This is a genomic window from Streptomyces sp. NPDC031111 (assembly GCF_055570675.1).
The window spans coordinates 273615-299080 of record NZ_JBVIGS010000009.1; the positions used below are offsets into that span (position 1 = coordinate 273615).

Genomic DNA, 25466 nt, shown 5'->3' on the forward strand with positions numbered 1-25466 from the left:
GCGGGCGCTGGCAGTAGGATGTTCCGACCCGCGTTCGATCGGGCCCCGTGGCTTTCGATCGGGACCCGTAGCTGAGGAGATGCGTACCGGTGTCTGCCCGTCTTCCTTCGTGGGCCTGGGTGACCGGGCTGACCACGGGGGCGATAGCCGTGGTGGCGGTCCTGGCCGTCCAGGCGGACCAGGGGACGAAGCCCGTCGCCGCCACGGCCCGGCCGAGCGCGTCGGCGACGGCGGACGCCAAGCCGTCCGCCGAGCCGGAGGAGAAGAAGCCGGTGGCGGTCCCGGCCGACTCGGGTACGGGCCGCCGGATCGTCTACTCCCTCGGCGAGAAGCGGGTCTGGCTGGTCGACGCCAGCGACGCCCCGCGCCGCTCCTTCGTGGTCTGGCCGGGCACGGTCTCCCCGGACCCGGGCTCCTACACGATCGGCACCCGCACCGAGGCCACCACCGGAAGCGACGGCGTGGCGGTGGAGCACATCATGTACTTCGCCCAGAAGTCCGGCGTCTTCGTCGCCTTCTCCAACGCGGTCGACGGCTCCTCGCCCCCGCCCGCCGACCCGGGCGCGAAGACGGGCGGCATCCGCGTCGCCAAGCCCGACGGCAAGGCCCTGTGGACCTTCGGCACGGCGGGCACGACGGTCCGGGTCGTCGAGTAGCGGCCGGTTACTCGGTGTCCTTGGGATGCCGGGTGGACGCGTACACGAGATGAACCGTGCGGCGCGCTTCGTCGACGAGGTAGCGCACGCGGCCGCCTGCTGTCACCTCGTACTCCCACTGTGGGTAGCTCTTGCTGCCGAGACACCCTGTGGACAGTCGACCGCGGAGCCTGTGCTGTCGGTCGGGGTCCGTCCGGGACAGTGGGTCGGAGCGCAGGGCCTCGAAGCAGCGCCGTGTGCTTCCAGGAGCCTCCGCCCCCAGCTCGCCCCAGCCCTTCGCCGCCTCGTTCGTCGCGAACCGGAGACGCCATTCGCCGTCCACGGGCGGGGGTGCGACGTCGTCACCGCGTTTTGGGCTCACGGTGCTGTCACCTCGCCGTGGTCCTCGTCCGGGAGCCGACGGGTGAGCTGAGCCGTGAGGTCGGGATCGGCGAGGATGCGGGCCGTCGCGCGCCACTCGACGATGACGCGATGAAGGTTGCCGTGCACATCCAATTGGGCCGCGTCCTGCGTGGCGTCGATGAGTTCCGCCACGAACTCCTTCGACTCCTCCGCGGACAGGTGGCGCACCCATGGGAAGACCGAGGGAAGTGCCCGCAGTATGGCCCGCTCGCCGGCATCGCTGCGAACGAGGGCGGCGAGGAGGCGGGCGGTGATGTCCGCGGTTTCCTCGCGCTGCCGGTCGTGGCGGGCGGTGGTCAGGTAGAGATCCTCGCCGTCCCGGCGTGTGACGTGCACGCGCTGAAGGCGCTCGAGGGTCGCGGCTACCCGCTTCGAATTCTTCGAGAGTTCGCTGAAGGCGACCGTAGGAGTGGACACAGTCCGACGGTACTTCGGAACGTATTCCGAAGTCAATCGGAGCGATGGCCGGTGCCTCCTGTCGGTGCCGTCGGCAGGTGGTTGACCAGGAGGACCACTCCGCTGAGGACGAAGACCCGGAGGGCCGCGTCCAGGCCGTTCCAGTTCTCCGACTGCCACATCGCGAACCACTCGCCGCCGATCGCCATGAAGCCCGCGCCGAAGAGGAGCATCACCATCAGCAGGCCGTAGGTGGAGATCCGGCGGGCGCGGGGGTGGTCGTGGCGGGCCCAGAGCCAGGTGCCGTAGATCAGGACCAGCGCGGCGGCCGTCTCCCAGACGATGATCGCGACGTACGCGGCGTCCTGCACGCCCTCGTTCGTGATCGCGCGCCACATCAGGTCGTCGTCCTTGAACGTGGTGTCCATGGCGAGGACATGCCGTACGAACTCCTGGTTCGTGCCGAAGTCCGTGATGTTGCCGAGGGCGACCAGCGCCATGTAGAGGGCGACGGAGGCGGTGAGGAGCGTGGCCGCGAGGGGCAGGGCGCCGCGTGGGATGGTGGGCATGCCATCGTCCTTCCCCGTAACCGCCGTTGTCTCCCCTGCCAGTTGGGCGAGAATGGGGGACGTCGGGTTCCGGGGCGAGGGGACGTTCGCGTGGCGCAGGCACGGTCGTCGATGCAGCAGCTCATCCAGCGGCGCAGACGCGCGGGACTCGTGGCCCGCAGCGCCGAACGCGAGCTGTTCCGGGCGAACTTCGACACCCCGCCCGAGGACGAACGGCACCGCTTCCTGTTCCATGTGCACGGCAACGCGGGGGTCGGGAAGACGTTCCTGGTCCGGGAGTTCGAGCAGATCGCCCGGGAGCGGGGCGCGCTCACCGCGTACGTCGACGAGAGCGCGGGCAGCGTGCCCGAGGTGCTGGCCACGGTGTGCCGCCAGGTCGCCGACCAGGGCCACCGCTTCAAGGAGTTGGACAAGCTCCTGCTCGCCCACCGCGAACGGCGCCACGAGGCGGAGGTCGCCGCCCTCGCCGCCCTGGAACCGGCCCCGGAGGGCGGCCCGTCGGCGGGCAGCATGGCCGTCGCCCGGGCGGGACTGGCCGGGCTCGGACTGATCCCGGGCGTCGGCGCCTTCACCGGTGCCGTCGATCCGGGTCAACTCGCCCAAGGTGCCGACCGGTTGCGTTCCGCCCTCAGCGCGCGGTTCCGCAGTCACGAGGACGTGCAGCTCGTCCTCTCCCCGGAGAGCGTCCTCACGCCCGTGCTGACGAAGGAACTCGCCGACGCCGCCTCCGCGGTGCCGTGGATCGTCCTGTTCTTCGACACCTACGAGCGGACCGGCCCGTTCCTCGACGGCTGGCTGCACGACGTCATGACGACCGACCGGCACGGCGCCCTGCCCGCCACCGTGATCGTCGTGACCGCCGGCCAGCGCCCCTTCGACACCGCCCGCTGGGGCGGCTTCGCGGACTTCATGACCGTCGTGCCGCTCGAACCGTTCACCGAGGCGGAGGCGCGGGACCTGCTCGCCGGCCGGGGCGTCACGGCGGAGCCGGTCGTCGCCGAGGTCCTGCGGCTCACCGGCGGCCTTCCGGTGCTGGTGTCCACCCTCGCCGGGACCCGGCCCGCCGGACCCGACGACGTCCACGACCCGAGCGCCACGGCGCTGGACCGGTTCCTGAAGTGGGAGCGGGAACCCCTGCGCAGGGCCGCAGCGGTCTGGGGCGCGCTGCCCCGCTGGCTGGACGCGGACGTGTTCCGGGCGGCGGCCGACTGCCCGGAGGAGCGGCGCGACGAGCTGTACGACTGGTTGAGCGGGCTGGCGTTCACCGACGAGCGCGCGGCCCGGCTCCACTACCACGACGTCGTACGCGCCCCCATGCTGCGCTGGCAGCGCAGCCGCTCCCCGCGCCTGTGGGCGGAACGGCACCGGCACCTGGCGGGGACGTTCCGCCGGTGGCGCGAGGAGAGCGAGGCCGGGCGGGACACCGGCGAGCTGTGGGCGGACGAGGAGTGGCGGGAACTGCGGCTGGCCGAGTCGTACCACCTGCTGTGCGCCCGGGAGCGCGGGGCGCCGCAGGCGGTGATCGGGGATCTCATCGAGGCCTGCGAGCAGGGTGAGGCCGCGGCCGAGCGGTGGGTGCGGCTGCTGGAGGACGCGGGCCGGGACGCGGACCTGGAAACGGTGACCTACTGGTGGCGGGAGCTGTCCGCGGCACTTGGGACGGGCGGCCCGGCAGCCGTCCTGAACCGGCTGCTGCGCCTGCTGCCCGATCCGCACGCCGTTCACTTCAGCAGGCGCGATCGGCTGGACGCGGGGTGGCGCCGTGAGACGCCGCCGGTGGCCGGCGACGACGCCGACCTGCTGGGCGTTCCCTGGGCGGGCCCCCTGTCCCCCGGTGCGGGGAGGCACGACGCCGACGACGAGCCGGATGTGCCCGGGACCGATGACGTGGACCCCGACCTCGCGCTCCCGTCCTCCCTGGCGGCCCGGCTCCACCGCGGCAACGCCGTCCTGGCCGCCACCCGGGGCGACTACCGGGCCGCCGTCGCCCACCTGCGGTACGCGGTCCGCCTGGCGCCCCAGGACGCCGGCCTCCTCGCCCTGCAAGGCGAGTACTACCGCGCCCTGGGGTTTCACTCGTCGGCGGTACGGGACCTGCGCAAGGCGCTGACCCTGGACCCCGGTCACGCCTACGCCTGGGCCTCCCTCGGCGCCACCCGTCTCGCCCTCGGCGCCCCGGCCGCCGCGCTCATCGCCCTGGACCGCGCCCTGGACCTCGACCCGGACTACGCCTGGGCGCTGATCCGCCGGGCCCGCGTGTGGCGGGAGCTCGGCGAACCCGGCCGCCGGCTGGCCGACCTGGAGCGGGCCGTCGCCCTTCAGCCCGACTCCCCGTGGGCCCACTGCGAACGCGGTGACGCGCTGCGCGCCGCCGGCCGGGACGAGGAGGCCCTCGCCGACTACGACCGCGCCCTCGCCCTCGACCCCGAGTACGCGTCGGCGTACGCGAGCCGGGGGGTCTCCCGCTTCCACCTCGGACGCGTCACGGACGCCCTGGCCGACCTGGACCGCGCCCTGGAACTCAACCCCTCCTACGCGTGGGCACGGGACCGGCGCGAGGAGGTCGTGCGGCACCGCGACGGCTGAAAACCCCCTCCCCGACCACTTCCGGTCACTCACTTCACACCCCCCACACTCCGCATACCGATCCGCCCCCTGAACCGACCGTCCCCGTTCGATTACAGTGCTGGGCGTCGTACGTACGGACGGTGCCCCGGGAGGTCTTGGTGGGAGGTACTGCCGGGCCCGTGTGGGGGCGTCGCGAGCAGCAGGACTTCCGCAGCCGGGTGCGCGGGACGCTGCTCGGGGTCGCCCTCGGGGACGCGCTGGGCGCACCCGTGGACGGGCTGGACACCGACGGGATCCGCCGGGCGCACGGCGCGGAGGGCCTCACCGACCTCGCCCCCGCCTACGGCCGGCGCGGTGCCGTCACCCACCACACCCAGCTCACCCTCTTCTCCGTGGACGGCCTGATCCGCGCCCAGGTACGGCGCGACACCGGCGCCTGGCACCCTCCGACCGATCTGCACCGGGCGTATCTGCGCTGGGCCACCACCCAGCGGGACTGGGGGCCGGACGAGCGGCGCAAGGACGACGGCTGGCTGGCCCGGGAGGAGTGGCTCTACGCCCGCCGGGAGCCCGTCCGCACGCTGCTGCTCGGGCTCGGCGACGAGACCATGGGAACGCTCGATGCGCCCAAGAACCCCGGCGAGGCGGGGCCGGAGGCGGCAGCCCGGTCCGCGCCCTTCGGGCTGCTCGTGGGCTGGGAGCCGCAACTCGTCGCGCAGCTCGCCGTGGAGTGCGCGGCGCAGACCCACGGCCATCCGGTCGCCTGCCTCACGGCGGGCGCGTACGCCGTGATCGTGCACGCGCTGGCCCGGGGCGAGAGCCTGGACACGGCGGTGCAGCGGACGCTCGCGCTGCTGGCGGCGCGGCCCGGACACCAGCCGGTGTCGGACGCGCTCCAGCACGCGCTGGGTGCCGTACGGCAGGGGATGCCCAGCCCGGAGCGGGTCTCGGAACTCGCCGGCAACGCCACCGCCGACGGGCTGCTGGCCGCCGCCGTGTACTGCGCGCTGGTGGGGGAGGACGTACGGCACGGGCTGTGCCTCGCCGTCAACCACGACGGCCCCAGCGCGGCCACCGGCGCGCTGACCGGCGGCCTGCTGGGCGCCCTGCACGGCGAAACGGCCCTCCCCCCGGCCTGGCTGGCCGAACTGGAGGGCCGCCCCACGATCCTGGAACTGGCCGACGACTTCGCCATGGAAATGACCCAGGGCCCCGCTCTCCACGGCCCGGCAGGCTCGTCCCCGGCGTGGCTGACCCGCTACCCCCGAGGGGCCTAACACCCATAGGGGCGCGGGGAACTGCGCGAAGGGGGTCTGGGGGCGAAGCCCCCAGGAACGGGACGGGAAGGGGCGGCGGGGGCGACAAACCCAAGGCAAGCCCCCCCCGTCCCGCACCGCCACCTAGTCCTTCACGGGCGCGGGCGCCACCCCCTGCGCCGGCACCGAAGCCGCCGCCGAATCGTCGTCATCGGTGTTCACGCGATCGATGATCGCCATACGCTCCGGCGTGTCCTCCGGCTTCACAAACCCGATCAGCACATACAGGATCAGCGAAACCGCCAGCGGAATGGAAACCTGGTACTCCAGCGGCACCCCACCATCGACGGCCCAGTTGATCGGATAGTTCACCAGCCAGAACGCGACCAGCCCCAGCCCCCAACTGGTCAGCGCCGCCGTCGGCCCGGACCGCCGGAACGGCCGCAGCAGACCGAGCATCATCGGAATGGCGATCGGGCCCATCAGCCCGGCCACCCACTTGATGACGACCGTGATGATGTCCTTGAAGGTCGGCGAGTTGACCTGCGTCGCGACCGCCATGGACAGGCCGAGGAAGACCACGGTCGTGACCCGGGCCGCGACCAGACCCGACCGGTCGCCCCACGAGCGGGCCTTCGCCGACAGCACCGGCGCCACATCGCGCGTGAACACGGCCGCGATGGCGTTGGCGTCCGAGGAGCACATGGCCATGGTGTGGGAGAAGAAGCCGACGATGACCAGGCCCAGCAGACCGTGTGGCAGCAGCTGCTCGGTCATCAGGGCGTAGGAGTCGGAACCGTCCGCCTTCTGGGACTCCACCAGCAGCGGGGACATCCACATCGGGAAGAACAGGACCAGCGGCCAGACCAGCCACAGGATCGCCGACAGCCGCGCCGAGCGCTCCGCCTCACGGGCGTTGGGGGTGGCCATGTAGCGCTGGGCCTGGTTGAGCATGCCGCCGTTGTACTCGAACAGCTTGATGAACAGGAACGCCAGCAGGAAGATCGTGCCGTACGGTCCGACCAGCGGCTTCTCGTGTCCCTGGAGCTCCGGCTGGTCCCACACGCCGAAGAAGCCGCCGTGGTCGCCGAGTTCGACCAGCACCGCGAAGAACATCGCGAGACCGGCGAACAGCTGGATGACGAACTGGCCGAGCTCGGTCAGCGCGTCCGCCCACAGACCGCCGATGGTGCAGTAGATCGCCGTGACCACGCCGGTGATGAGGATGCCCTGGTTGAGCGAGACACCGGTGAACACCGACAGCAGGGTGGCGATCGCCGCCCACTTGGCGCCCACGTCCACGATCTTCAGCAGCATCCCGGACCAGGCCAGCGCCTGCTGGGTCTTCAGGTCGTAGCGGTTCTTCAGGTACTCCAGCGGTGACGCCACATGGAGCCGGGAGCGCAGCCGGTTGATCCGCGGCGCGAACAGCTTCGACCCGATGGCGATACCGAGGGCGATGGGGAAGGACCAGGTGACGAAGGACGTCACACCGTAGGTGTAGGCGATGCCGGCGTAGCCGGTGAACATCACCGCGCTGTAACCCGACATGTGGTGGGAGATGCCGGAGAGCCACCAGGGCATCTTGCCGCCGGCCGTGAAGAAGTCGCTGACGTTGTCCACCCGCTTGTGCGACCAGATGCCGATGGCGACCATCACGGCGAAGTAGCCGATGAGCACCGCCCAGTCGAGACTGTTCATGTCCCCCCTTCCAGGGTCCGCCTTGTGAACTCCACTCAGCTGGTTGGCACTTCGCCTGAGCGGGGTAGGGGCAGGGAAGGGTGCGAAGTGCCCGCTCATCGTGGGCGGGCCGGTGTGGGCACGACAAGGAAGCGTAAGGTCAAGAGGAAGTAAAAATGTTCGACTAGCTGACCTCCGTTCACAGTTATGAACGGAGCGAGGGGTGCCGGATCCGCCCCGTCAGCGCAGCTCGTCGGGGCAGGGAGTGCCCCGCTGCCACTGGTACGGAGCCGCCAGCCGGTACGTCCCCGGCTCGGGCGCGAGCAGCATCGTCCACCTGTCGCCGTTCGCGTCCTCCTCCGTCTCCATCAGACAGCCGTGGACGTTCTCGTACGTGCTCGGCTCGCCCTCCGGACGGTTCCGGGACTCCTCCGTCTCCTGCGGCGGATCCAGCTTGTTGCCCTCGGGGTCGACGAGGCTCAGCCACGGCGAGTACGGGATGCGCACCAGGATCCGGCCCGCCCGCTCCACCCGCAGCGTCATCTCGCCCTGCTCGGCCCGCTCCACCACCGTGTTCGGCTCCGCCAGCGGGGTCGGCTCGTCCACCTCGAACAGCTGCCAGTTCGCGTCGCCCCAGATCTGCTTCAGATACGGCAGCCCGCGCTGCACCAGCTCCCGCTCCCGCTGACCGCCGTCCCCGTCCGGCTCGTCCTTCGGCAGCACCACGAAGTGCACGCCCCAGCGCTTCAGCCACTCGTGGTAGTTCGCCGAGTTGAGCGTGTTGTCGTAGAAGAGTGGGTTGCGCTTCATGTCGGCCTGCCGGTTCCAGCCGCGGGCCAGATTGACGTACGGGGCGAGGGCGGACGCCTCGCGGTGCGAGCGGGCCGGGACGACCTCCACCCGGCCCCGCTCGGCGCCGACCTCCTGGAGCTCGTTCACCAGCGGCGCCAGCTCACGCGCCCAGGACGCGGCCGGCGTGGTGTGCATGACGTCGTCGACGGACTTGAAGCCGATCCAGCCGTTGAACCCGACGATCGCGACGACGATCACGTACCACTTGCGGGACTTCGGCACCGTGAACGGCAGCGCCGCCACCAGCACCACCCCGCCGAACAGCATCGCCAGCCGGGTCATGTTCGACCCGATCTGCGAACTGATCAGCCAGACCAGCACGACCCCCAGCCCGTACACCGCGGACGTGATCCGTACGGTCTTCCACTCCTTGGGCACCAGGACGCACACCAGGATCGAGTACAGCAGCGGCAGGATCACCGAGCCGATGCCCATCGGCTGCGTCCCCGAGAACGGGAACAGCCAGGCCGACACCGCCACCACCGCGCTCGGCGCCAGCCCCAGCGCCCACGCCCCCGGCCGGCGCTTCTGAAGGAACAGCGCCACCGCCACCAGGCCCACGAACAGTCCCGCGACCGGCGAGGCCATCGTGGCCAGCGCCGCCAGCGGGGCCGCGCACAGGGCCTTCGCCCAGCGCTTGTAGCGCCAGCGGTACGGCCAGCAGAAGACGACGGCGACGGCGCCGAGCGCGAACATCGTGCCGAGCCCGTACGTCACCCGGCCCGAGGCCGCGTTGCACAGCAGCGCGAACACGCCCGCGAGCGCGGCCCACAGCGGGTTGCGCACCGCCCGGCTGCGCATCAGCACCAGCGTCAGCAGCCCCGCCGACACCGTGCCCGCGATCATCATGGTGGTCCGCACGCCGAGGACCGACATCAGATACGGCGACACCACGCTGTACGACACCGGGTGCATCCCGCCGTACCAGGCGAGGTTGTACGCGGAGTCCGGGTGCCGGCCGACGAACTCGGCCCACGCGTCCTGCGCGGCGAGGTCACCGCCGCTGTTGGCGAACGTGAAGAACCAGACGACGTGCAGCAGACCGGCGAGAGCCGTGACCGACAGCACCGGGTGCCGCAGCATGCGGGCGCGCACGGCGAGGACGGCGCTCATCACGGTGCCGGGCGGCCGCTCCGCGGGCGGCTGCCGCTGATCCCCGGGTAGGGGTATTCGCGGGCCGGATCCCGGGTCCGGATCGGCGTCGTCGGCGCGTGTCGGCTCCGCTGTGGCCACCTGAAGGCACTCCCCGTATCCCGTCCTCTTGCCCGTTTCGTGACGCTAGCACGCAGCCCGGCGGCCGTCGCCCGCGGTGGGCGGCGGCCGCCGGTTCCGTACGGTCCTGGATCAGGCGAGACGCGTCAGCTTGTCCGTGAAGCCGGGCTCCACCAGGTCCTCCTGGAGGGCCACCGGCACCTTGACGGCACCGTTCGAGCCGTCGCCCACGGTGAGCGTGCCCACCTTCGTGCCGGCCTTCGCCGTGTGCGGCAGGTCGTCCCCGGCGAACGTCAGCTTCACCGACAGGCCCGCCCAGCCGACGGCCTTGACGTCCTCGGTGACGGCGACGGGCGTACGGCCGCCGAGACCGTCGTCCACGTAGCCGACGACTTCACCCTTCTTCAGGATCGTCGCCGACTCCAGCACGTCCTGCGCGGCCCGGATCAGCTGGTCGCCCGCGGCGAGGGCACCGCCCAGGATCGTGTTGTCCGCGCCGCCCTCGGGCTGGCGCACCACCGCGCCGATGATCCGGTGGGTCTCGCCGTCGACGTCCTTCTTCGCCGCGAAGCTGAGGTTGCCGAGCGCGGAGGTGGTGGTGCCGGTCTTGATGCCGACGACGCCGTTGGAGCCGACCAGGCGGTTCCAGTTGCCGTGCTTCGTGCCCTTGTAGTCGATGTACTCCATCATCGCGGCGACCTCGCGGAAGGCGGGCTGCTCCATCGCGGCCCTGGCCAGCTTCACCTGGTCCACGGCGGTGCTCACGGTGGTGTTGTTCAGACCCGACGGGTCGGTGTACGTCGTGTTGGTCATCCCGAGGTCCTTCGCGGCCTCGTTCATCTTCTCGACGAACGCCTTCTCCGAACCGGCGTCCCAGCGGGCGAGCAGCCGCGCCACGTTGTTCGCGGACGCGATCAGGATGGCCTCGATCGCCTCCCGCTGGGAGATCTCGTCGCCCGCGGTGACGTTGACCGTCGACTCCTGCCCGGCGTCGGACTGCTTCTCGGCGAGCTCGTCGATCTTGATCATCGGACCCTCGGCGCCGCTCTTGAGCGGGTGGTCGCGCAGGATCAGGTACGCGGTCATGACCTTGGCGACACTGGCGATCGGTACGGGCTTCTCCGCGCCGGAGGAGCCGAAGGTGCCGATGCCGTCGACGTCCAGCGCGGCCTGGCCGTCGGCGGGCCACGGGATGTCGGGCTTGCCGCCCTCGAAGGTGTAGCTGTCCTCGGCGGTGAGCTCCAGGGTGGGTGCCGGGAGCGGGCGGACGTTCTGCACGACCGCGAAGACGATCACCAGCAGCAGGACCAGCGGCGTCCAGATCTTGACCCGGCGCACGGCGGTCCGCAGCGGCGTCTGCGGGGGCGGCGGGGTGTTGGTCAGCTCGGCCAGCAGATCCAGCGGCGGCTTGGGCGGCAGCGGCTGCTGCGTGGTCCGCTCGGGGCCGACCTGCGGGAGGGAGCGGGTGGGGCCGGTGGGCCCGGCGGGGGCGGCTGGCGGCTTGCGGCCGCCGAGGTCCTCGTCCCGCTTGAGCGCCACGAACCTGCTGGTCCGCTCGGCGTCGGCCGCGCGGTCCACGTCGCCGATCTTGAGCATGGTGGTGGGCTGGTCGACGGCGGGCGCGGAGGGCCGCCCGGTCCGGAACACGGCGGTGGGCTGATCGACGGGCCCACCGTCCTCCTCGCCGGAGCCGTCGGCCCCCTCGGCGCGGGGAGCGTCATCCGAGGACGTACGGCTCTCAGGCACGTCCTGCGCGGCCTTCTCGGCGTCCTCGGACGCCTCCCGGTCGTCGGAGGCGTCCGGCGCGCCCTTCGCCGTGTCCGCGGCCGTGTCCTGGCCGTCGGCGGCGTCCTCAGGGGTGTCCTGGTCGGCGGGGGCGGTGGGCTTCGCCGTCCGTGCGGGGGCTTCGGCCTGGGTGTCCTTGGAAGCGTCCAGGGCGTCCTCAGGCGTGTCCTGGGCGTCGGAGCTGTCGCTCGCGGGGGCGGTGGGCTTCGCCGACCCCGAGAGGGCTTCGGCGTCGGCGTCCGTGGGCGCGTCCGGCTCACGGGACGTCTCGCTCGCCGCAGCGGCAGGCGCCTCACCCTCGGTGTCCTCGGCGTCGGTCTCCTGGCGGGGCGCGTCGCTCGCGGCGGTCTCGGCGGCGTCCCGCGTGGGCGCGTCGCTCGGGGCGGCCTTGGAGGCGTCCCGCGCGGTGTCCTCGGTGTCGGTCTCCTGGCGGGGCGCGTCGCTCGCGGCGGTCTCGGCGGCGTCCCGCGCGGTGTCCTCGGTGTCGGTCTCCTGGCGGGGCGCGTTGCTCGGGGCGCGCTTGGCGGCGTCCCGCGCGGTGTCCTCGGCGTCGGTCTCCTCGCGGGACCCGTCGCTCGCGGCGGTCTCGGCGGCGTCCCGCGCGGGCACGTCGCTCGGGGCGGCCTTGGAGGCGTCCGGCGCGGTGTCCTCCGCGTCCTCCTCGTCGCCGGGCGCGTCCGCCGTGGAGGCGCCGGTGTCTTCGGAGGCGTCGGGCGCTTCCGAGGACGGACGGGCGTCCGGGACCTCCGGCGTCGTGGAGGTCGAGGTGTCCTCGGAGGCGTCGGGCGCCTCCGAAGCCGTACCGGCGTCCGGAGCATCCGGAGTGTCGGCCTCCGCGTCCGCGTCGCCGCTCGCGGCAGAGACCTCGCCCGGCCCGTCCTCCGGCTCCGCCGAGCGGACCCACGCGGCCACCGCCTCGCGCAGCCGGCCGTCGCCCTCCGCCGGAGAACCGTCGCGCGCCGACAGCACGCGCGTGGCCGTGTCGACGGTGCCGCGGCTCTCCGAGGGCTCGGCCTCACGGGCCACCGCCAATCGGGGATCCCGCTTCTCGGGAACCGGACCCGCGCTCCCCGACGTCGATTCTTCCGACGACTCGCGCTGCTTCGACCTGTCGGGGGACTCGCCCGCCACCGATGCCTCCTCCATGTGCCGCACGCCCCGCGTGCGCCAACCGAACCGTGAACCGCCCGCCCGCGACAACGCTCCACGGCGCTGTCCGAACCATGTACCAGTGTCCTGTGTGCGGGCTTACCCCACGCGGTAGACGAGAACGACATACCTACCGGTTCCACTACGAACCGGTCACGCACCCTCGACAGACCAATGTGAGAGGGGTCACCCTGTCATTCATCCACGCGGGGAGGCATGGATGGGCAGGAGCCGCAGAACACTTCCGGAGGAGCTTCTGTTGCTGGCACTGGACCCGGCCACGGGTACCACTGCACAGCCGCAGTCGCTCGACCTCGGTCTGGCCGGAGCACAGCTAGTGGAGCTGGCGCTGGCCGGACGGATAGCCCCAGACGGGGATCGTATCGCCGTGGTGGTGCCACGGCCGACTGGAGACCCAACACTGGACTGCGCGTTGGAGTTGCTGCGAAGGCGCGGCGCTCCGGTACGGGCGGTCCACTGGATCGGCGGGCCGCGTCTCGGGCTGCGCCAGACCTACCTCTCGCATCTGGAGCGGTGCGGCATGGTGCATGCCGTGGCCGGACAGATGTGCGGGGTGCTGCCGACGACTCGCTACCAGGCGACGGACACCGAGATCAGCCGGGAGATCAGGGCCCGGCTGGACTCCGCGATCCGCACCGGCGTTCCGCCGGACCCGCGGACCGCGGCGCTCGCCGCGCTGGCGCACGCGGTCGGTCTCGGCAAGCACCTGTATCCGGGCAACGAGGGGCGTTCCTCTCGCTCCCGGCTGCGGGATCTGATCCGGCACGACCCCATGGGCGGACTCGTCGCGCACGCCGTGATGGACGTCCAGAACGGCGTGGCGGCCCAGCCGCGCCGCAGCCCCGCTCCTCCGGCAGGCCGGCAGGCCCCCGCCGGCGGCCGGGGCGCACCGGAGCCCGCCCGTGGCGTTCCGGCGCAACCCCGTCGAGGATCCATGGCACGCGCCGCGGCCCACTGAGCCGTACGTCCCCCAGGCCCAACGGCACGGCACGGCCGACGGATCCACGGCACCGCAGACCCGGTCACGGGAGCCGCTGTCCGAGCGGGGCGGAGAGAACACACGGGTTCTCTCCGCCCCGCTCGGCGTCCCCCGGGACCGGCGCCGATACCGCCAATACCGGCCATCGGGCCGTGAGATGGCGTGTACCCGTCGTATATCCACCGTTTCCCAGCGGTAGGAAGCACCTTGGTGGCAGTCTGCTCATCAGCAGACACGCAAAGTTGCAAGTACGAGGCACGCAGCCGGAGGTGCACGTCCCGTGGCGTCCAATGTCAATCCGACCGTCAGGCGGCGCCGGCTGGGCCAGGAGCTGCGCCGGCTCCGCGAGCTCAAGGGCATGACCGCCGAGGAGGTCGCCGAGCGACTGCTGGTGTCGCAGTCGAAGATCAGCCGCCTGGAGAACGGCCGTCGCAGCATCAGCCAGCGCGACGTCCGCGACCTGTGCGGGGTCTACGAGGTGGAGGACCAGCGGATCGTCGAGTCGCTGATGCAGATGGCCAAGGACTCGCGCCAGCAGGGCTGGTGGCACGCCTTCGGCGACATCCCGTACAGCGTCTACATCGGCCTGGAGACGGACGCGGAGTCGCTCCGGGTCTACGAACCGCAGATCATCACGGGCCTGTTGCAGACCCGCGCGTACGCCGAGGCGATCGTGCAGGGCGGTTCGCCGGAGTCGACCGGGCAGGAGAACGACAAGCGGGTGGAGGTCCGGCTGCGCCGGCAGAGCCGGATCACGGCCGACAAGGACCCGCTGCGGCTGTGGGTGGTGCTGGACGAGGCGTCGCTGCACCGGGTCGTCGGGAGCCGGCAGGTGATGCGGGAGCAGCTGGAGCACGTCATGGAGCTGTCGCAGCTGCCGCACGTCACCGTGCAGGTGCTGCCGTTCGAGGTCGGCGCGCACGCCGGCATCAACGGCCAGTACTCGATCCTGGAGTTCGCCGACGCGGCCGACTCGAGCGTCGTCTACATCGAGGGCGTCACCAGCGACCTGTACCTGGAGAAGCCGCACGACGTGCAGAAGTACACGGTGATGTACGAGCACCTGCGGGCGCAGTCACTCAACGTGGAACAGTCCAGGCAGCGGGTCGAGCGTCTCGCGAAGGAGTACGCGCGCTGAGCTCTTGTCAGGAGGAGGCGGAATGGTACACCGCTGACATGCCTGGCTGGAAGTCTCGCCTGGAATATGCCATCCGGTCGAGTGAACGACCGCTCCGGAAGAAGATGTTGGCGAGTAGCGTCGATCACGCCAACCACCAGCGAGGGTTGGCGAAATCCGTTCTGCGGGTCCATGGCGGAATGCGCAGGCCGGTGACAGCGACTCAGCATCTGGCTACGGAGCGAACATGGCAATTCGTCTGGGCGCCACGGAAACGTGGACGACGTCCTCCTACACCAACAACAACGGCGCGTGCGTGATGGTCAGGTCGACCACCGAGGCAGCGTTGGAGCTCGGGGACACCAAGGTCCCCGAGGGCCCCAAGCTGGCCTTCCCCGCGGACGCGTGGAGCGCTTTCGTGGCCTCGGTCAAGGGCTGACCGGCCCGGCGACCGCCCACGGGCGGCACCGGCCGGCACCAGCACCATCGACAGGGCCCTCTCGACCAGTTCGCCGTCCTAGCCGAGAGGGCTCGGCTGGTGCCTCTCGGCTCAGCCCGCCGCGGGCCCCACCGGGAAGGCCACGTCACACACCGGGTCCTCGGGACCCGCGGCGGACCAGTCCGCGAAGTACACCTCCCGGCAGGGGCCCGTCGGCGACAGCCCCTCGGCCTTCATCCACTCCTCCACCGCCTCGAAGGCGGCCAGGATCTGCGGATGCGCCACCTGCGCCTTGGTGATCCGGGTGCGGGCCAGCCGCAGGGCGGGCTCCACCCGTACCGTCGTCCCGAAGGCCCGGCCCCGCGCCTCGGCCCAGGCGCGTGCCGCCGCCTCGTCGGCGACCGGGACGCACGCCTCGGCGGGGCCGTCGCTCTCCATGGACACCTCGGAGTGGTACGCCACGAACGGCGTCCCGGCCACGCCGCCGCACTCCCGGGCCGCCTCCTCCAGCCGGCCCAGCGCGGCACCGATCCACGCCGGCAACTCGTCCGCCAGCACATGCCGTGACTCGGTGACCAGCACCTGCGTCGGCACGTCCACCGTCTCGACCACGAACTTCCCGTACATCTCGGAGCTCCTCCCCGACAACCGTCCACGGAGGTACTCGGCGAGCGTCCGCTGCGCGGCGTGCCGCGCCTCGACGTCCGACCAGTAGGCGGCGAGCCGTTCGGCCCCCGCCGCACCGCCGTCCGCGTCGACGACCTCGGCGATCCGGGCCAGCGGCATGTCCAGCTGCCGCAACAGCGCCACCAGCCGGGCCCGTTCGACCTGGCCGGCCCGGTAGAACCGGTAACCGGTGGCCTCGTCGACCCGCGCCGGGGCCAGCAGCCCCAGCCGGTCGTACAACCGCAGCGCCTTGGCCGACAGCCGTGCCCGCGCCGCGAACGCTCCGATGGAGAGCAGTTCCTCGCCCATGCCGACGTCCTCCGTCACCGGGCGGCCCTTCCGCCCGGCGACCGGTACGCTCCGCCCTGCCCCAGGGGCAAGGTCAACGGTCAGCCGATCGCCTTCTCCACGGCCGCCACGAGCTCCGCCGACTCCGGCTCGGTCTGCGGCGAGAATCGGGCGACGACCTCGCCGTCCCGCCCGATCAGGAACTTCTCGAAGTTCCAGCGGACGTCCCCGCTGTGCCCCTCGGCGTCGGCGAACCCGACCAGCCGCTCGTACAGCGCGTGCCGCCCGTCCCCGTTGACCTCCACCTTCTCGGTCATCGGGAACGTCACGCCGTACGTCGCCGAGCAGAACTCGGCGATCTCCTCGGCGCTGCCCGGCTCCTGTCCGAGGAACTGGTTGCAGGGCACGCCGAGCACGGTGAAGCCCTGTTCCGCGTACCGCTCGTGCAGCCGCTCCAGTCCGGCGTACTGCGGGGTCAGCCCGCACTTGGAGGCCACGTTCACGACGAGCACGGCCCGGCCCGCGTACTGGGCGAGGCCCGCGGAGCCGCCGTTGAGGGCGCCGATCTCGACGCCGAGGGGAGAGGTGCCGTTGTTCTCTTGAGTCGTCATGAGCCGACCCTAGCCCCGGGAGGTGACGATCCCCGACCGGCCTCGACGAGGACCTCCCCGGCCGCCGTCCGTACGTACAGCACCGACCGGCCCGCCCTGCCGCACCGCTCCACCAGTCCCGCGTCCAGCAGGACCCGTAGATGCCGACCTACCGAGCCCAGGCCCTGCCCGGTCACGGCGACGAGATGGCTGGTGCTCAGCGGGGAGCCGAGCAGCATCAGCACCCGGGCCCGCGCGGCCCCCAGCAGGGCGCCCAGACCCGCCGGGACGGGCTCGCGGTCACCGTCGCCGGCCAGCGCGCCCGTGCACGGGTACACCAGCGCGTACCGCCGCGTGCCCTCCTGGGAGACCCAGCCCACCCGCTGCGGAGTCACCGGCACGAACAGCAGCTCCGCCCCGGAGATCTCACGCGGGGGCAGCTCGTGCGCGTTGACCTGGAGCCGGTTGTCCCCGAGCCACCGCGTTCCCGGCCCCAGCGCGTCCAGCACGGCCGCCCAGCCGCCCCGGCCCACCTGCGCCACCCGGGCCATCACGTCGGCCTCCAGGATCCGCCGGCGCCGCGCCCAGTACGGGCGTACGGCGTCCTCCCAGACGTGGGTGAGGAGGTCCGCGGCGCGTTCCGCGAGGTCGTCGCGGTCCAGGAGGGCGGGCAGCGGGCCGCCGACGGAGACCCGGAGATGTGCGCGGGCGGTGGCGGGCGGGACCGTGCGCACTCGCTCGACCTCCTCCTCGTAGGTCTCGTCACCCCGCGGGGCGCCGGTCAGGAAGTCCGCGATCCACACCGTCCCGAGCGCGGACGGCACGAGCAGGGCGGTCACCGGATCGGCGGCCAGCCGTGCGCGGTAGGCGGGCAGATGGGCGTCGAGCCACGCCCGCTCACCCGGGTGCGCGGCCCGTGCCGCGTGCAGCAGCCGCAGGCTCGCGAAGGTCTCGGCGAGCGGCGAGAGCACGAACCGGCTCCCGGCGAGCGTGTCCGCACTGATCTGCCACCAGCCCACGACCGGCCACCTCCGGGAGATGTTTCGCACCTGGGCGAAACATTAACGACCGCCCCCGCGCCGTCCGCAGACTCCGCGCATGCGCAGCTACCGGGACCTCTTCCGCACCCCCGAATTCACCCCGCTCTTCCTCTCCTCCTCCGCCCAGACCGTGGCCCAGACGATGAGCGGCCTGGCCCTGGCCACGCTCGTCTACCGGGACACCGGCTCGCCCCTGCTGTCCGCGCTGAGCATGTTCGGCCCGTCCCTCGCGCACGTCCTCGGCGCGACCCTCCTCATGTCGGCCGCCGACCGCCTGCCGCCCCGGGCGACCCTGGCCGGTACGGCGGTCGCCTTCGCGGCGGTCACGGCGCTGCTGGCGCTGCCCGCCCTGCCCGTCGCCGGTGTCTTCGCGATCCTCTTCCTCAAGGGGCTGGTGGCGTCGGTGGGCGGGGGAGTCCGCTGGGGCCTGCTGAACGAGATCCTCCCCAAGGACGGCTATCTCCTGGGCCGCTCGGTCTTCAACATGATGAACGGGATCATGCAGATCACCGGCTACGCGACGGGCGGCGTCCTGGTCGCGTTCCTGTCCCCGCGGCTGTCGCTGCTGCTGGCGGCGGCCCTGTACGCCACCGCGGCACTGGGCGCCCGCCTCGGCCTGACCCGCCGTCCCCCGCGCGCCACGGGCCGCCCGTCCGTACGGGCCACCTGGCGCGCCAACGCCCGGCTCTGGGCGTCCCCGCCCCGCCGCCACACCTACCTGGGCCTGTGGATCCCCAACGGCCTGATCGTCGGCTGCGAGTCCCTCTACGTCTCCTACGCCCCCGAATCGGCCGGCACCCTCTTCGCCTGCGCCGCCGTGGGCATGCTGGCCGGTGACGTGGCGGTCGGCCGCCTGCTGCCACCGGACCGCCGCCGACGCCTGGCCACCCCGCTGCTGCTCCTCCTGGCCACGCCCTACCTCCCCCTCGTCCTCCACCCGCCCCTTCCCGTGGCCGCCGTCCTGGTCACCGTGGCCTCGGCCGGCTTCGGGGCGAGCCTGGTCCAGCAGGAGCGGCTGATGACCCTCACCCCGCCCGAACTCTCCGGCCACGCCCTCGGCCTGCACTCCTCCGGCATGCTCACGATGCAGGGCATCGCCGCGGCCCTGGCCGGCACCCTCGCCCAACTCACCTCACCGGCCGCCACGATGACGACACTGGCGGCGGTGTCGGTCGCGGTGACCCTGCTGCTGACGGTGACCGCCCCGCAGCGGCGGACGGCGCGGATCACGCGGGCGCGGAGGGCGTGAGCGGCGGCCGGGGTCAGTCCTCGAGGGGGTATTCGCCCTCCAGGAGGCGTTCCGCGATGTCGTCCGCCCAGCTCTGCGCCCAGCGGCGGAGGTGCTCGATCGCGGGGCCGTCGAGTCCGTGGGCCCGGAACTCGCCGTCGTCGAGCCACTCCGTGCCGGTGAGCCGGGACTGGAGCTCGGTGAGGTCGAAGGTGTCGGGGGCGTGACGGCGCCCGAGTTCCTCCAGCTCCGGGTGGCTCCACCGGCCGGACGCGGCGTGAACGTCGACGAGGTCGCGGGGGAGCCCTCGATCGGCCAGCGCCCGCACCGACGTACCGACGAGGTCCTCCAGGGACAGCACCGGCCCGGCCGCGGTCTCCACCGCCGGACGCCACAGCGCCTCCTTGCGGAGGTCGACGCGCCACTCCGCGCCGGAGGCGGGATCACCGACGACCAGCCGCGCGGCCAGCGGATCGACGTCCAGGTCCTTGACCGCCCACCCGCGCCCCTCGACCCCGGAGCGCACCACACCGACGATCTCCGCCATGTCCGCGGGATGCTCGGTGACCACGTCCACGCCCCGGCTGACCCGGGCGTCCACCAGCCCGTGGGCCCGTACGGCGTCACCTCCGGCCAGGACCAGGCCGTACGGCGCCCCCACGGCGAGCAGCTCGGCCACCAGCCGCTCGTGCACGGCGTCCACGCCGGCGGGGGGTGAGACCATGCCTCGATTATCGCGTCGGCCCGCCGGGTGCCGCTCGGCGGCTATGGCTTGCGCCCCACACCGCAGTAGGCGTCCACGGCCGCCGGCCGGTCGCCGTCCGCGTCCGGCCGCCACTCCGGCACCCGCACGACGCCCGGCTCCACCAGCTCCAGCCCGTCGAAGAACCCGGCGATCTCCTCGACGCCGCGCACGTGGTACGGCGCGGCGCCACTCGCGTTGTACGCCTCGGACGCGGCGACCATGGCCTCGCTCGTGGCCGTGCCGTCGCAGATCACCAGGTGGCTGCCGGGGGCGAGCCCCGCCGTGAGCCGGCGCACCAGGTCGCGGGCGCGCTCGTACTCGGGGACGTGCCCGAGCGTGTTGAGGATCATCAGGGCGACCGGCCGGGAGAGGTCGAGCGTCCCGGCGGCGGCCCGCAGCACGGCGTCGGGGTCGTGGAGATCGGCGTCCAGATACGCCGTCCTGCCCTCCGGCGCGCTGGTGAGCAGGGCGTGTGCGTGGGCGAGGACGATCGGGTCGTTGTCGACGTACACGATCCGGGCGTCCGGGGCGACGCGCTGGGCCACCTCGTGCGTGTTGTCGGCGGTCGGCAGCCCCGTCCCGACGTCCAGGAACTGCCGTATCCCCTGCTCACCCGCCAGGTACCGGACGGCCCGGCCCAGGAACTGGCGGCTGGTGTGCGCCACGTCGACCAGCCCGGGGAAGATCTCCTTGATCCGGTCCCCGATCTCCCGGTCGACGGCGTAGTTGTCCTTGCCGCCGATGAAGTAGTTCCAGAACCGCGCCGAGTGCGGCTTGGTCGTGTCGATCCGGGCGCGTGCCGCGAACCCGGTGGCGTCCCGACTGATGTCCTCGGACACGGCTGAGCCTCCTGTGTTGGGCGGTGACCGGCCAGTGTCTCCAACCTAGGTCAACTTGCCTTGGAAGGAAGCGAGTTCACACGCACGGTTGTCCGCTGGTGTCCGTGACGTCGGCTGCATATCTTGAGGGACGCCGACTTGGTGACGAGGTGAGGGAACGCCATGGGGGCTGGTCCGGAGCCGGGGGACGGCTACGTCCTGATGGACAACACCACGATCTTCGGGGCCCGCCGGGCCCACGGGGCGGGCCGCGTGCCGCCCTCCGGCGTCGATCTGCGCTCGCTCATGGACGTCCTGGAGGCCATCGTCCTCGTCGAGGGCTTCACCGTCGACAACTCCAGCAGGGACACGTACGTCGACTGGCCCGAGCTGTGGGACATCAGCCGTGCGAACGGCGACTTCTTCTGGGAGACGTCCTTCGTCGTCGACGGCGGGCAACTCCACGCCGACCTGCTCGAGAGCAGCGCGGCGCACGTGCGGAGCCTGGTGCGGTCGGGCCGGCTGCTCCGGGATCTCGGGTTCATCGCCGACTCGGACGACATCCGGACCCTGCCGCCGCTCTACCAGGACTCGGCGCAGTTCGTGGAGCTGACACTGCAAGGGGTCGAGGAGATGTACGCGCGGACCGTCGAGCGGGAGATGGAGAACCTGGCCCGCGTCCTCGACGACAGCGGCCCCGTCGTACGCGGTCTCGCCCACTTCGCCTTCCGCGGCTTCTACTACCAGGGCCTGGCCTCCGTCGCCGGCGTCCCGTACATGCCGCACACCTGGCGCTCGACACTGATCCGGAACCGGCTCACCGCCCGGCCCGTCCGCTTCCGGGACCTCGTGCTGAGCAGGGTCGGCCTGATCAGGGACGGGATGCGCGAGCGGGTCAACGGGGAGTTCGACGGCGCCGCCATCTCCGCCGGATTCCCGCTCATCGCCTCCTACGTCGTCAGCCAGTGCGACAGCCGGGCCGCACTCCTGCGGACGGCCGTCGAGGTCCGCCGCAGCGCCAAGGCGACCGCCCTCCGGAAGTGGATCCACGGCATCGAGGAGAAGCTCGGCAACCAGGAGGACCTGGTCTCCATCGCGGCGGCCCAGGAGGAGCTGCGCACCCTCGTCCACGAGACGGAACTCGAACTCGGCCTGACCAGGAAGGAGAAGCAGCAGGTCACCCTCACCCTCGGGGTGCCGATGCTGTCCGCCGAGACGGTGGCGTCCTTCCCCTCGCGCCCCCGCCGGCTGCGCCTTGCGCCACGGCGCCGTCCCCACCTGGTGTTCCTCCGGGAGCTGGCGCGCGAGTCGGCGCGCCTGGCCCCCTTCGACGTCGCCTTCCAGCGCCTCGCCCCGTGACCGCCCCGGCCGTTCGCGCGGTCAGACCGCCGTCGGGTCCTTCACGTACGACGACTCCACCGGCCCGGCCGCGGCCTCGGGGCCGCCCTCGCTGAGCCCGAACCGGTCGTGGAACCTCCGCAGGAAGGGCGGCGCGTACCAGGCCGACCGGCCGAGCAGGCGCATCGCGGCGGGTACGAGGACGCCGCGTACGGCGATGGCGTCGATGAGGATGGCCAGTCCGCTGCCCAGGCCGAACATCTGCATGAAGCTGATCTCCGCGGTGCCGAAGGCGAAGAAGCTCACCGCCAGCAGACAGGCCGCCGCGCTGACGACGCGTCCGGTGTGGCCGAGCCCGTCGGCGACGGCGGACTCGTTGTCCGCGCCGGAGTCGTGGAGCTCCTTGATGCGGCTGGTGACGAACACCTCGTAGTCCATCGAGAGGCCGAAGGCGATGCAGAACATCAGCACCGTCATCGACACCTCCATCGGCTGCGCGGTGAAGCCGAGCAGGGAGGAGAGGTTGCCGTCCTGGAAGATCCAGGTCATGACGCCGAGGGTGGCGCCCAGGCTGATCAGGTTCAGGACCAGCGCACGCAGCGGCTGCACCACGCTCCCGGTGAACAGGAAGAGCAGGAGGAAGGTGGTGAGCGCGATCAGCGCGACGGCGATCGGGAGCCGGCCGCCGATGGACTCCTTGGAGTCGACCAGCTGGGCGTCGACGCCGCCCACCAGGGGGTGGGCGCCCGCGGGCGGGGTGACCGCCCTGACCTCCTCGACGAGCTCCTGCGCCGCGTCCGACCTCGGTACCAGGCCGCTCACCACGGTGATCCGCTGCGCGTCGTCGCGGCCGAGGGCGGCGTTGCCGGGCCCGGCACCCGTGGAGCGCCCCTCGGCGTAGTCGCCCGTACTGGCCTCGACTCGGACGACACCGTCGAGTGCGGACAGTTCGGCGGCGTAGGACTCCAGGGGCGCACGCTTCATGGGCTTGTCGATGACGAGGTGCAGGGCCGAGTCCTCGCTGCCGTCGAAGTTCTCCCGCAGGGCGGTGGCGACCTGACGGCTCTCGGCGTCCTCGGGCAGTACGCGCTCGTCCGGGGTGCCGAAGGTGATGCCCAGCAGCGGGCTCGCCGCCAGCACCAGGACCGCGAGCACGGGCAGCGCGGTGAGCGCGGGCCGCCGCATGACGGTGCGGGCCAGCCGTCCCCACAGCGGCCCCCGCGCGCCGGCCCGCCCCCGCAGGGACCACGGCAGCCGCCCGCTGTTGACCCGGTGCCCCAGGACGGCCAGCAGAGCCGGCATGACGAACAGGGTGCCGACGGCGGCGATGGCGACGACCCCGACCCCGGCGAAGCCGAACGAGCGCAGGAAGTACTGCGGGAACACCAGGAGCGCCCCGAGCGCCGCCGCCACCGTCGCGGCGGAGAACGCGACCGTACGGCCCGCGGTGCTCACCGTGCGCCGCACGGCGTCGTCCACGCTCGCCCCCGCCGCGAGCTGCTCCCGGAAGCGGCTGACCATCAGCAGGGCGTAGTCGATGCCGAGGCCGAGGCCGAGGGCGGTGGTGAGGTTGGTCGCGGTGTTGGCGACATCGGTGACGCCCGCGAGGAGGGAGAGCTGGGCGAACGAGCCGATGACGGCCACGACGGCGACGACCAGCGGCAGCAGCGCCGCGACCACGCTGCCGAACACGAACAGGAGCAGCAGGAGGGTCAGCGGTATGGCGATGGTCTCCGCCAGGACCAGATCGGCGACCACCTGCTCCGACATGTCGCTGCCCACGGCGGCCCCGCCGCCGGCCCGGACGGTGAGGACGTCCTCGTACGTTCCGGTGTAGGCGTCGAGCACCTCCTTGGCGTTCTCCTGCTGCCGCGTCTCGTCGCCCGTCACATGGGCGAGCACCATGGCCTCGCGGCCGTCCCGGGAGCGGAGATCGTCGCTGCCCGAGTCCCAGTACGAGACGACGTTGGTGAGCCGCGCGTCGTCCTTGAGGTCGGCCACCAGGCTCCGTCCGCTCCGCCTGGCCGGGGCGCTGTCGACCCGGCCGTCGGAGGCGCGGACCAGCAGGACGAGGTTGGTCTCCCCGTCGAACTTCTCGTCGATGACCCGCGCGGCCCGGGTGGACTCGGAGGCGGGGTCGTCGAAGCCGCCGCCGAGCAGCTTGCTGAACGCGCCGGCGCCCAGCACCCCCATGAGGGCCACCGCCAGGGCGGCGACGACCAGTACCAGCCGGGACCGCCGAATCGTCAATTCGGCCAAACGTTCGAACACGTGGGATCTCCTTCGCGTCGGCAGGGGTTGGTTCGGAGACGACGTGTGTCGGCCGGGGCGCACGGGGGAGCCGGCGCGGTACCCCGCGGAGGCACTTCGGCCCGTGCGGGCGGGTGCGGTGCTACCGCACTCCTCGTCGCCGCGAACGACGTTAGTGAGCGGGCGACTTGTTGAGCAGAAGGAGATTTTCCTGACAGTGTCAGATTTCCCGAACGGCAGGAGTGTTCCGCCGTAAGGTCACCGCATGCCCGCAGACGAACAGCCCACGGCGGCCCCGCTCACGCTGCGGCAGCGCCGCCGGGCCGTCGCCACCCAGGAGATCGTGGACGCCGCCGAGCGCCACATCGCCGCACACGGCCCCGCCGCCCTGTCCCTGCGGGCGGTCGCCCGCGGCCTCGGCATGACGGTCCAGGCGCTCTACCACTACTTCCCGAACCGGGACGCCCTCGTCACGGTGCTCATAGCCAAGGCGTACGACGACATGGCCGACGCCGTGCAGACTGCCGTCGACATCGCGCCGGACGACCCGGCGGTGCCACGGTTCGTGATCGCGGCCGAGGCCTACCGCCGCTGGGCCATCGACCATCCCGAGCTGTTCCAGCTCCTGTACGGCACACCGCTGCGGGACTACGCGGCACCCGCCGGCGGTCCGACCACCGACGCGATGCGCCGGATGAGCGCGATCTTCGAGCGCGAGCTGTACAGCGGCTTCACCGAGGCCCAGCTCGCCGCGGCCGACACCCGCTCGCTCTCGCCCGCGCTCCGGGCCCATCTGGAGGGCCTGTCCCCGACCGGCGCGTCGGCCCCGCCGGCCCCGGCGACCGTGCTCATGCTGAGCGGGTGGGGCCATATGCACGGCCTCGTCGTCCTGGAGGTGTTCGGCCACACCTCCTTCATGGAGGGGCACCAGGCCGAGCTCTTCCACATGGCGATGCGCGACCTCCTCGCCGAGATCCACGGCCGGATCCCGGGCAGGATGGCCCCATGACGAAACTGTCCGGACCGTCGGTCCGTCGTTCCTCCCCCGGCTCGGTGCTGTCGCTGTGGTCACAGGACTCCGTGCTGTCGATCGGCTCGGTCGGCTCGGTGCTGTCCGTGGGGTCCGTCGGCTCCGCGCTGTCGGTCGGCTCGATCGGAAGCGCCCTGTCGGTCGGCTCCATCGGGTCCGCCCTGTCGCTGGTCTCCACCGGATCGTGGCTGAGCACCGGCTCGCTGTTCTCCGCGCAGTCCCGCTGGTCGGTGCTGTCGTGGCGTTCCTCGCACGGTTTCCTGGCGGCGGGAGCGGTGGGGGCGGCGGCCGTGGGCGCCACCCTGCTGCTGACCCGGAAGCCGCACGGGTCCGGCAGCGGCGGCACAGCCGTGTCAGTCCGCTGAAGTATCCTTCCCGGCGCCGAAATTCAC

22 protein-coding genes are annotated in these 25466 nt (G+C 72.2%); 10 read left to right on the forward strand and 12 right to left on the reverse strand.

Features of this window, described 5'->3' with window-relative positions; genetic code table 11:
- Positions 1–89 precede the first annotated feature (89 nt).
- A complete protein-coding gene (locus tag ACZ470_RS20790; protein ID WP_468429099.1) occupies positions 90–656 on the forward strand; it encodes a hypothetical protein in 567 nt (188 codons plus the stop codon).
- Positions 657–663: 7 nt separating this feature from the next.
- Here ACZ470_RS20790 and ACZ470_RS20795 read toward each other — a convergent pair whose 3' ends face one another.
- The 3 genes from ACZ470_RS20795 to ACZ470_RS20805 are packed head-to-tail and all read right to left on the reverse strand — an operon-like array spanning position 664 to position 2023.
- Entirely contained in the window at positions 664–1017 is a 354-nt protein-coding gene (locus ACZ470_RS20795; protein ID WP_468429101.1) for a hypothetical protein, read from the reverse strand.
- Positions 1014–1475, reverse strand: coding sequence for a prevent-host-death family protein (locus tag ACZ470_RS20800; RefSeq protein WP_468429103.1), 462 nt, complete (start codon positions 1473–1475; stop codon positions 1014–1016). Before ACZ470_RS20800 ends, ACZ470_RS20795 begins: the two co-directional genes overlap by 4 nt.
- A 32-nt stretch (positions 1476–1507) precedes the next feature.
- Entirely contained in the window at positions 1508–2023 is a 516-nt protein-coding gene (locus tag ACZ470_RS20805; RefSeq protein ID WP_468429105.1) for a DUF2165 domain-containing protein, read from the reverse strand.
- Between the two features lie 111 nt (positions 2024–2134).
- Here ACZ470_RS20805 and ACZ470_RS20810 point away from each other — a divergent pair, with 111 nt between their 5' ends.
- Complete coding sequence (locus tag ACZ470_RS20810; RefSeq protein ID WP_468429215.1) at positions 2135–4609, forward strand: tetratricopeptide repeat protein; 2475 nt, start codon at positions 2135–2137, stop codon at positions 4607–4609.
- A gap of 140 nt (positions 4610–4749) precedes the next feature.
- Positions 4750–5868, forward strand: a complete 1119-nt coding sequence (locus tag ACZ470_RS20815) for an ADP-ribosylglycohydrolase family protein (protein ID WP_468429107.1) — start codon at positions 4750–4752, stop codon at positions 5866–5868.
- 123 nt (positions 5869–5991) lie between these two features.
- Here the strand turns inward: ACZ470_RS20815 and ACZ470_RS20820 are convergent, their stop codons facing one another.
- The 3 genes from ACZ470_RS20820 to ACZ470_RS20830 all read right to left on the reverse strand — a co-directional run bounded on the left by ACZ470_RS20820 (position 5992) and on the right by ACZ470_RS20830 (position 12507).
- The gene (locus ACZ470_RS20820; protein ID WP_468429109.1) at positions 5992–7548 is read right to left on the reverse strand and encodes a sodium:solute symporter family protein; all 1557 of its coding nucleotides are present in this window, start codon (positions 7546–7548) and stop codon (positions 5992–5994) included.
- Positions 7549–7767: 219 nt separating this feature from the next.
- Positions 7768–9612 carry an MFS transporter gene (locus tag ACZ470_RS20825; RefSeq protein ID WP_468429110.1) on the reverse strand — a complete coding sequence of 615 codons (1845 nt, stop codon included), beginning with the start codon at positions 9610–9612 and terminating at the stop codon, positions 7768–7770.
- A 111-nt stretch (positions 9613–9723) separates the two neighbouring features.
- Positions 9724–12507, reverse strand: a complete 2784-nt coding sequence (locus tag ACZ470_RS20830) for a D-alanyl-D-alanine carboxypeptidase (protein ID WP_468429112.1) — start codon at positions 12505–12507, stop codon at positions 9724–9726.
- Positions 12508–12745: 238 nt separating this feature from the next.
- Between ACZ470_RS20830 and ACZ470_RS20835 the strand changes: the two genes are divergently transcribed.
- From ACZ470_RS20835 to ACZ470_RS20845, 3 genes are all read left to right on the forward strand, one after another.
- Entirely contained in the window at positions 12746–13504 is a 759-nt protein-coding gene (locus ACZ470_RS20835; RefSeq protein ID WP_468429113.1) for a GOLPH3/VPS74 family protein, read from the forward strand.
- Positions 13505–13805: 301 nt separating this feature from the next.
- Positions 13806–14663: a helix-turn-helix domain-containing protein gene (locus ACZ470_RS20840; RefSeq protein ID WP_468429115.1), complete on the forward strand. Its 858-nt coding sequence runs from the start codon at positions 13806–13808 to the stop codon at positions 14661–14663.
- A 226-nt stretch (positions 14664–14889) separates the two neighbouring features.
- Complete coding sequence (locus ACZ470_RS20845; RefSeq protein WP_468429117.1) at positions 14890–15081, forward strand: DUF397 domain-containing protein; 192 nt, start codon at positions 14890–14892, stop codon at positions 15079–15081.
- A 111-nt stretch (positions 15082–15192) separates the two neighbouring features.
- Here ACZ470_RS20845 and ACZ470_RS20850 read toward each other — a convergent pair whose 3' ends face one another.
- The 3 genes from ACZ470_RS20850 to ACZ470_RS20860 form a co-directional block, all read right to left on the reverse strand.
- On the reverse strand, positions 15193–16056 hold the full coding sequence (locus ACZ470_RS20850) for a MerR family transcriptional regulator (protein ID WP_468429217.1): 864 nt from the start codon (positions 16054–16056) through the stop codon (positions 15193–15195).
- 80 nt (positions 16057–16136) lie between these two features.
- A complete protein-coding gene (locus ACZ470_RS20855) occupies positions 16137–16646 on the reverse strand; it encodes a glutathione peroxidase (RefSeq protein WP_468429119.1) in 510 nt (169 codons plus the stop codon).
- Positions 16643–17644 carry a helix-turn-helix domain-containing protein gene (locus ACZ470_RS20860; RefSeq protein ID WP_468429120.1) on the reverse strand — a complete coding sequence of 334 codons (1002 nt, stop codon included), beginning with the start codon at positions 17642–17644 and terminating at the stop codon, positions 16643–16645. Before ACZ470_RS20860 ends, ACZ470_RS20855 begins: the two co-directional genes overlap by 4 nt.
- A 79-nt stretch (positions 17645–17723) precedes the next feature.
- On the opposite strand from ACZ470_RS20860, the gene ACZ470_RS20865 reads away from it, so the two are divergent.
- Positions 17724–18914 carry an MFS transporter gene (locus ACZ470_RS20865; protein ID WP_468429122.1) on the forward strand — a complete coding sequence of 397 codons (1191 nt, stop codon included), beginning with the start codon at positions 17724–17726 and terminating at the stop codon, positions 18912–18914.
- A 13-nt stretch (positions 18915–18927) separates the two neighbouring features.
- Here ACZ470_RS20865 and ACZ470_RS20870 read toward each other — a convergent pair whose 3' ends face one another.
- Positions 18928–19617, reverse strand: coding sequence for a nucleotidyl transferase AbiEii/AbiGii toxin family protein (locus tag ACZ470_RS20870; RefSeq protein ID WP_468429123.1), 690 nt, complete (start codon positions 19615–19617; stop codon positions 18928–18930).
- Between the two features lie 41 nt (positions 19618–19658).
- Positions 19659–20477 carry an SAM-dependent methyltransferase gene (locus tag ACZ470_RS20875; protein ID WP_468429125.1) on the reverse strand — a complete coding sequence of 273 codons (819 nt, stop codon included), beginning with the start codon at positions 20475–20477 and terminating at the stop codon, positions 19659–19661.
- Positions 20478–20639: 162 nt separating this feature from the next.
- Here ACZ470_RS20875 and ACZ470_RS20880 point away from each other — a divergent pair, with 162 nt between their 5' ends.
- Complete coding sequence (locus ACZ470_RS20880) at positions 20640–21815, forward strand: hypothetical protein (RefSeq protein ID WP_468429127.1); 1176 nt, start codon at positions 20640–20642, stop codon at positions 21813–21815.
- A gap of 21 nt (positions 21816–21836) precedes the next feature.
- Here the strand turns inward: ACZ470_RS20880 and ACZ470_RS20885 are convergent, their stop codons facing one another.
- Entirely contained in the window at positions 21837–24065 is a 2229-nt protein-coding gene (locus tag ACZ470_RS20885; RefSeq protein WP_468429129.1) for an MMPL family transporter, read from the reverse strand.
- Between the two features lie 244 nt (positions 24066–24309).
- Here ACZ470_RS20885 and ACZ470_RS20890 point away from each other — a divergent pair, with 244 nt between their 5' ends.
- Positions 24310–25053, forward strand: a complete 744-nt coding sequence (locus ACZ470_RS20890) for a TetR/AcrR family transcriptional regulator (RefSeq protein ID WP_468429131.1) — start codon at positions 24310–24312, stop codon at positions 25051–25053.
- Positions 25050–25439: a hypothetical protein gene (locus ACZ470_RS20895; RefSeq protein ID WP_468429133.1), complete on the forward strand. Its 390-nt coding sequence runs from the start codon at positions 25050–25052 to the stop codon at positions 25437–25439. The genes ACZ470_RS20890 and ACZ470_RS20895 overlap by 4 nt, the downstream gene beginning before the upstream one ends.
- Positions 25440–25466: the final 27 nt, after the last annotated feature.

Bases quoted from the DNA above. Each gene is read 5' to 3' on its own strand.
- ACZ470_RS20805 (WP_468429105.1), bottom strand. From the start codon at position 2,023: ATGCCCACCATCCCACGCGGCGCCCTGCCCCTCGCGGCCACGCTCCTC.
- ACZ470_RS20810 (WP_468429215.1), top strand. From the start codon at position 2,135: ATGCAGCAGCTCATCCAGCGGCGCAGACGCGCGGGACTCGTGGCCCGC.
- ACZ470_RS20820 (WP_468429109.1), bottom strand. From the start codon at position 7,548: ATGAACAGTCTCGACTGGGCGGTGCTCATCGGCTACTTCGCCGTGATG.
- ACZ470_RS20835 (WP_468429113.1), top strand. From the start codon at position 12,746: ATGGGCAGGAGCCGCAGAACACTTCCGGAGGAGCTTCTGTTGCTGGCA.
- ACZ470_RS20845 (WP_468429117.1), top strand. From the start codon at position 14,890: ATGGCAATTCGTCTGGGCGCCACGGAAACGTGGACGACGTCCTCCTAC.
- ACZ470_RS20850 (WP_468429217.1), bottom strand. From the start codon at position 16,056: ATGGGCGAGGAACTGCTCTCCATCGGAGCGTTCGCGGCGCGGGCACGG.
- ACZ470_RS20855 (WP_468429119.1), bottom strand. From the start codon at position 16,646: ATGACGACTCAAGAGAACAACGGCACCTCTCCCCTCGGCGTCGAGATC.
- ACZ470_RS20865 (WP_468429122.1), top strand. From the start codon at position 17,724: ATGCGCAGCTACCGGGACCTCTTCCGCACCCCCGAATTCACCCCGCTC.
- ACZ470_RS20870 (WP_468429123.1), bottom strand. From the start codon at position 19,617: ATGGTCTCACCCCCCGCCGGCGTGGACGCCGTGCACGAGCGGCTGGTG.
- ACZ470_RS20880 (WP_468429127.1), top strand. From the start codon at position 20,640: ATGGGGGCTGGTCCGGAGCCGGGGGACGGCTACGTCCTGATGGACAAC.
- ACZ470_RS20890 (WP_468429131.1), top strand. From the start codon at position 24,310: ATGCCCGCAGACGAACAGCCCACGGCGGCCCCGCTCACGCTGCGGCAG.
- ACZ470_RS20895 (WP_468429133.1), top strand. From the start codon at position 25,050: ATGACGAAACTGTCCGGACCGTCGGTCCGTCGTTCCTCCCCCGGCTCG.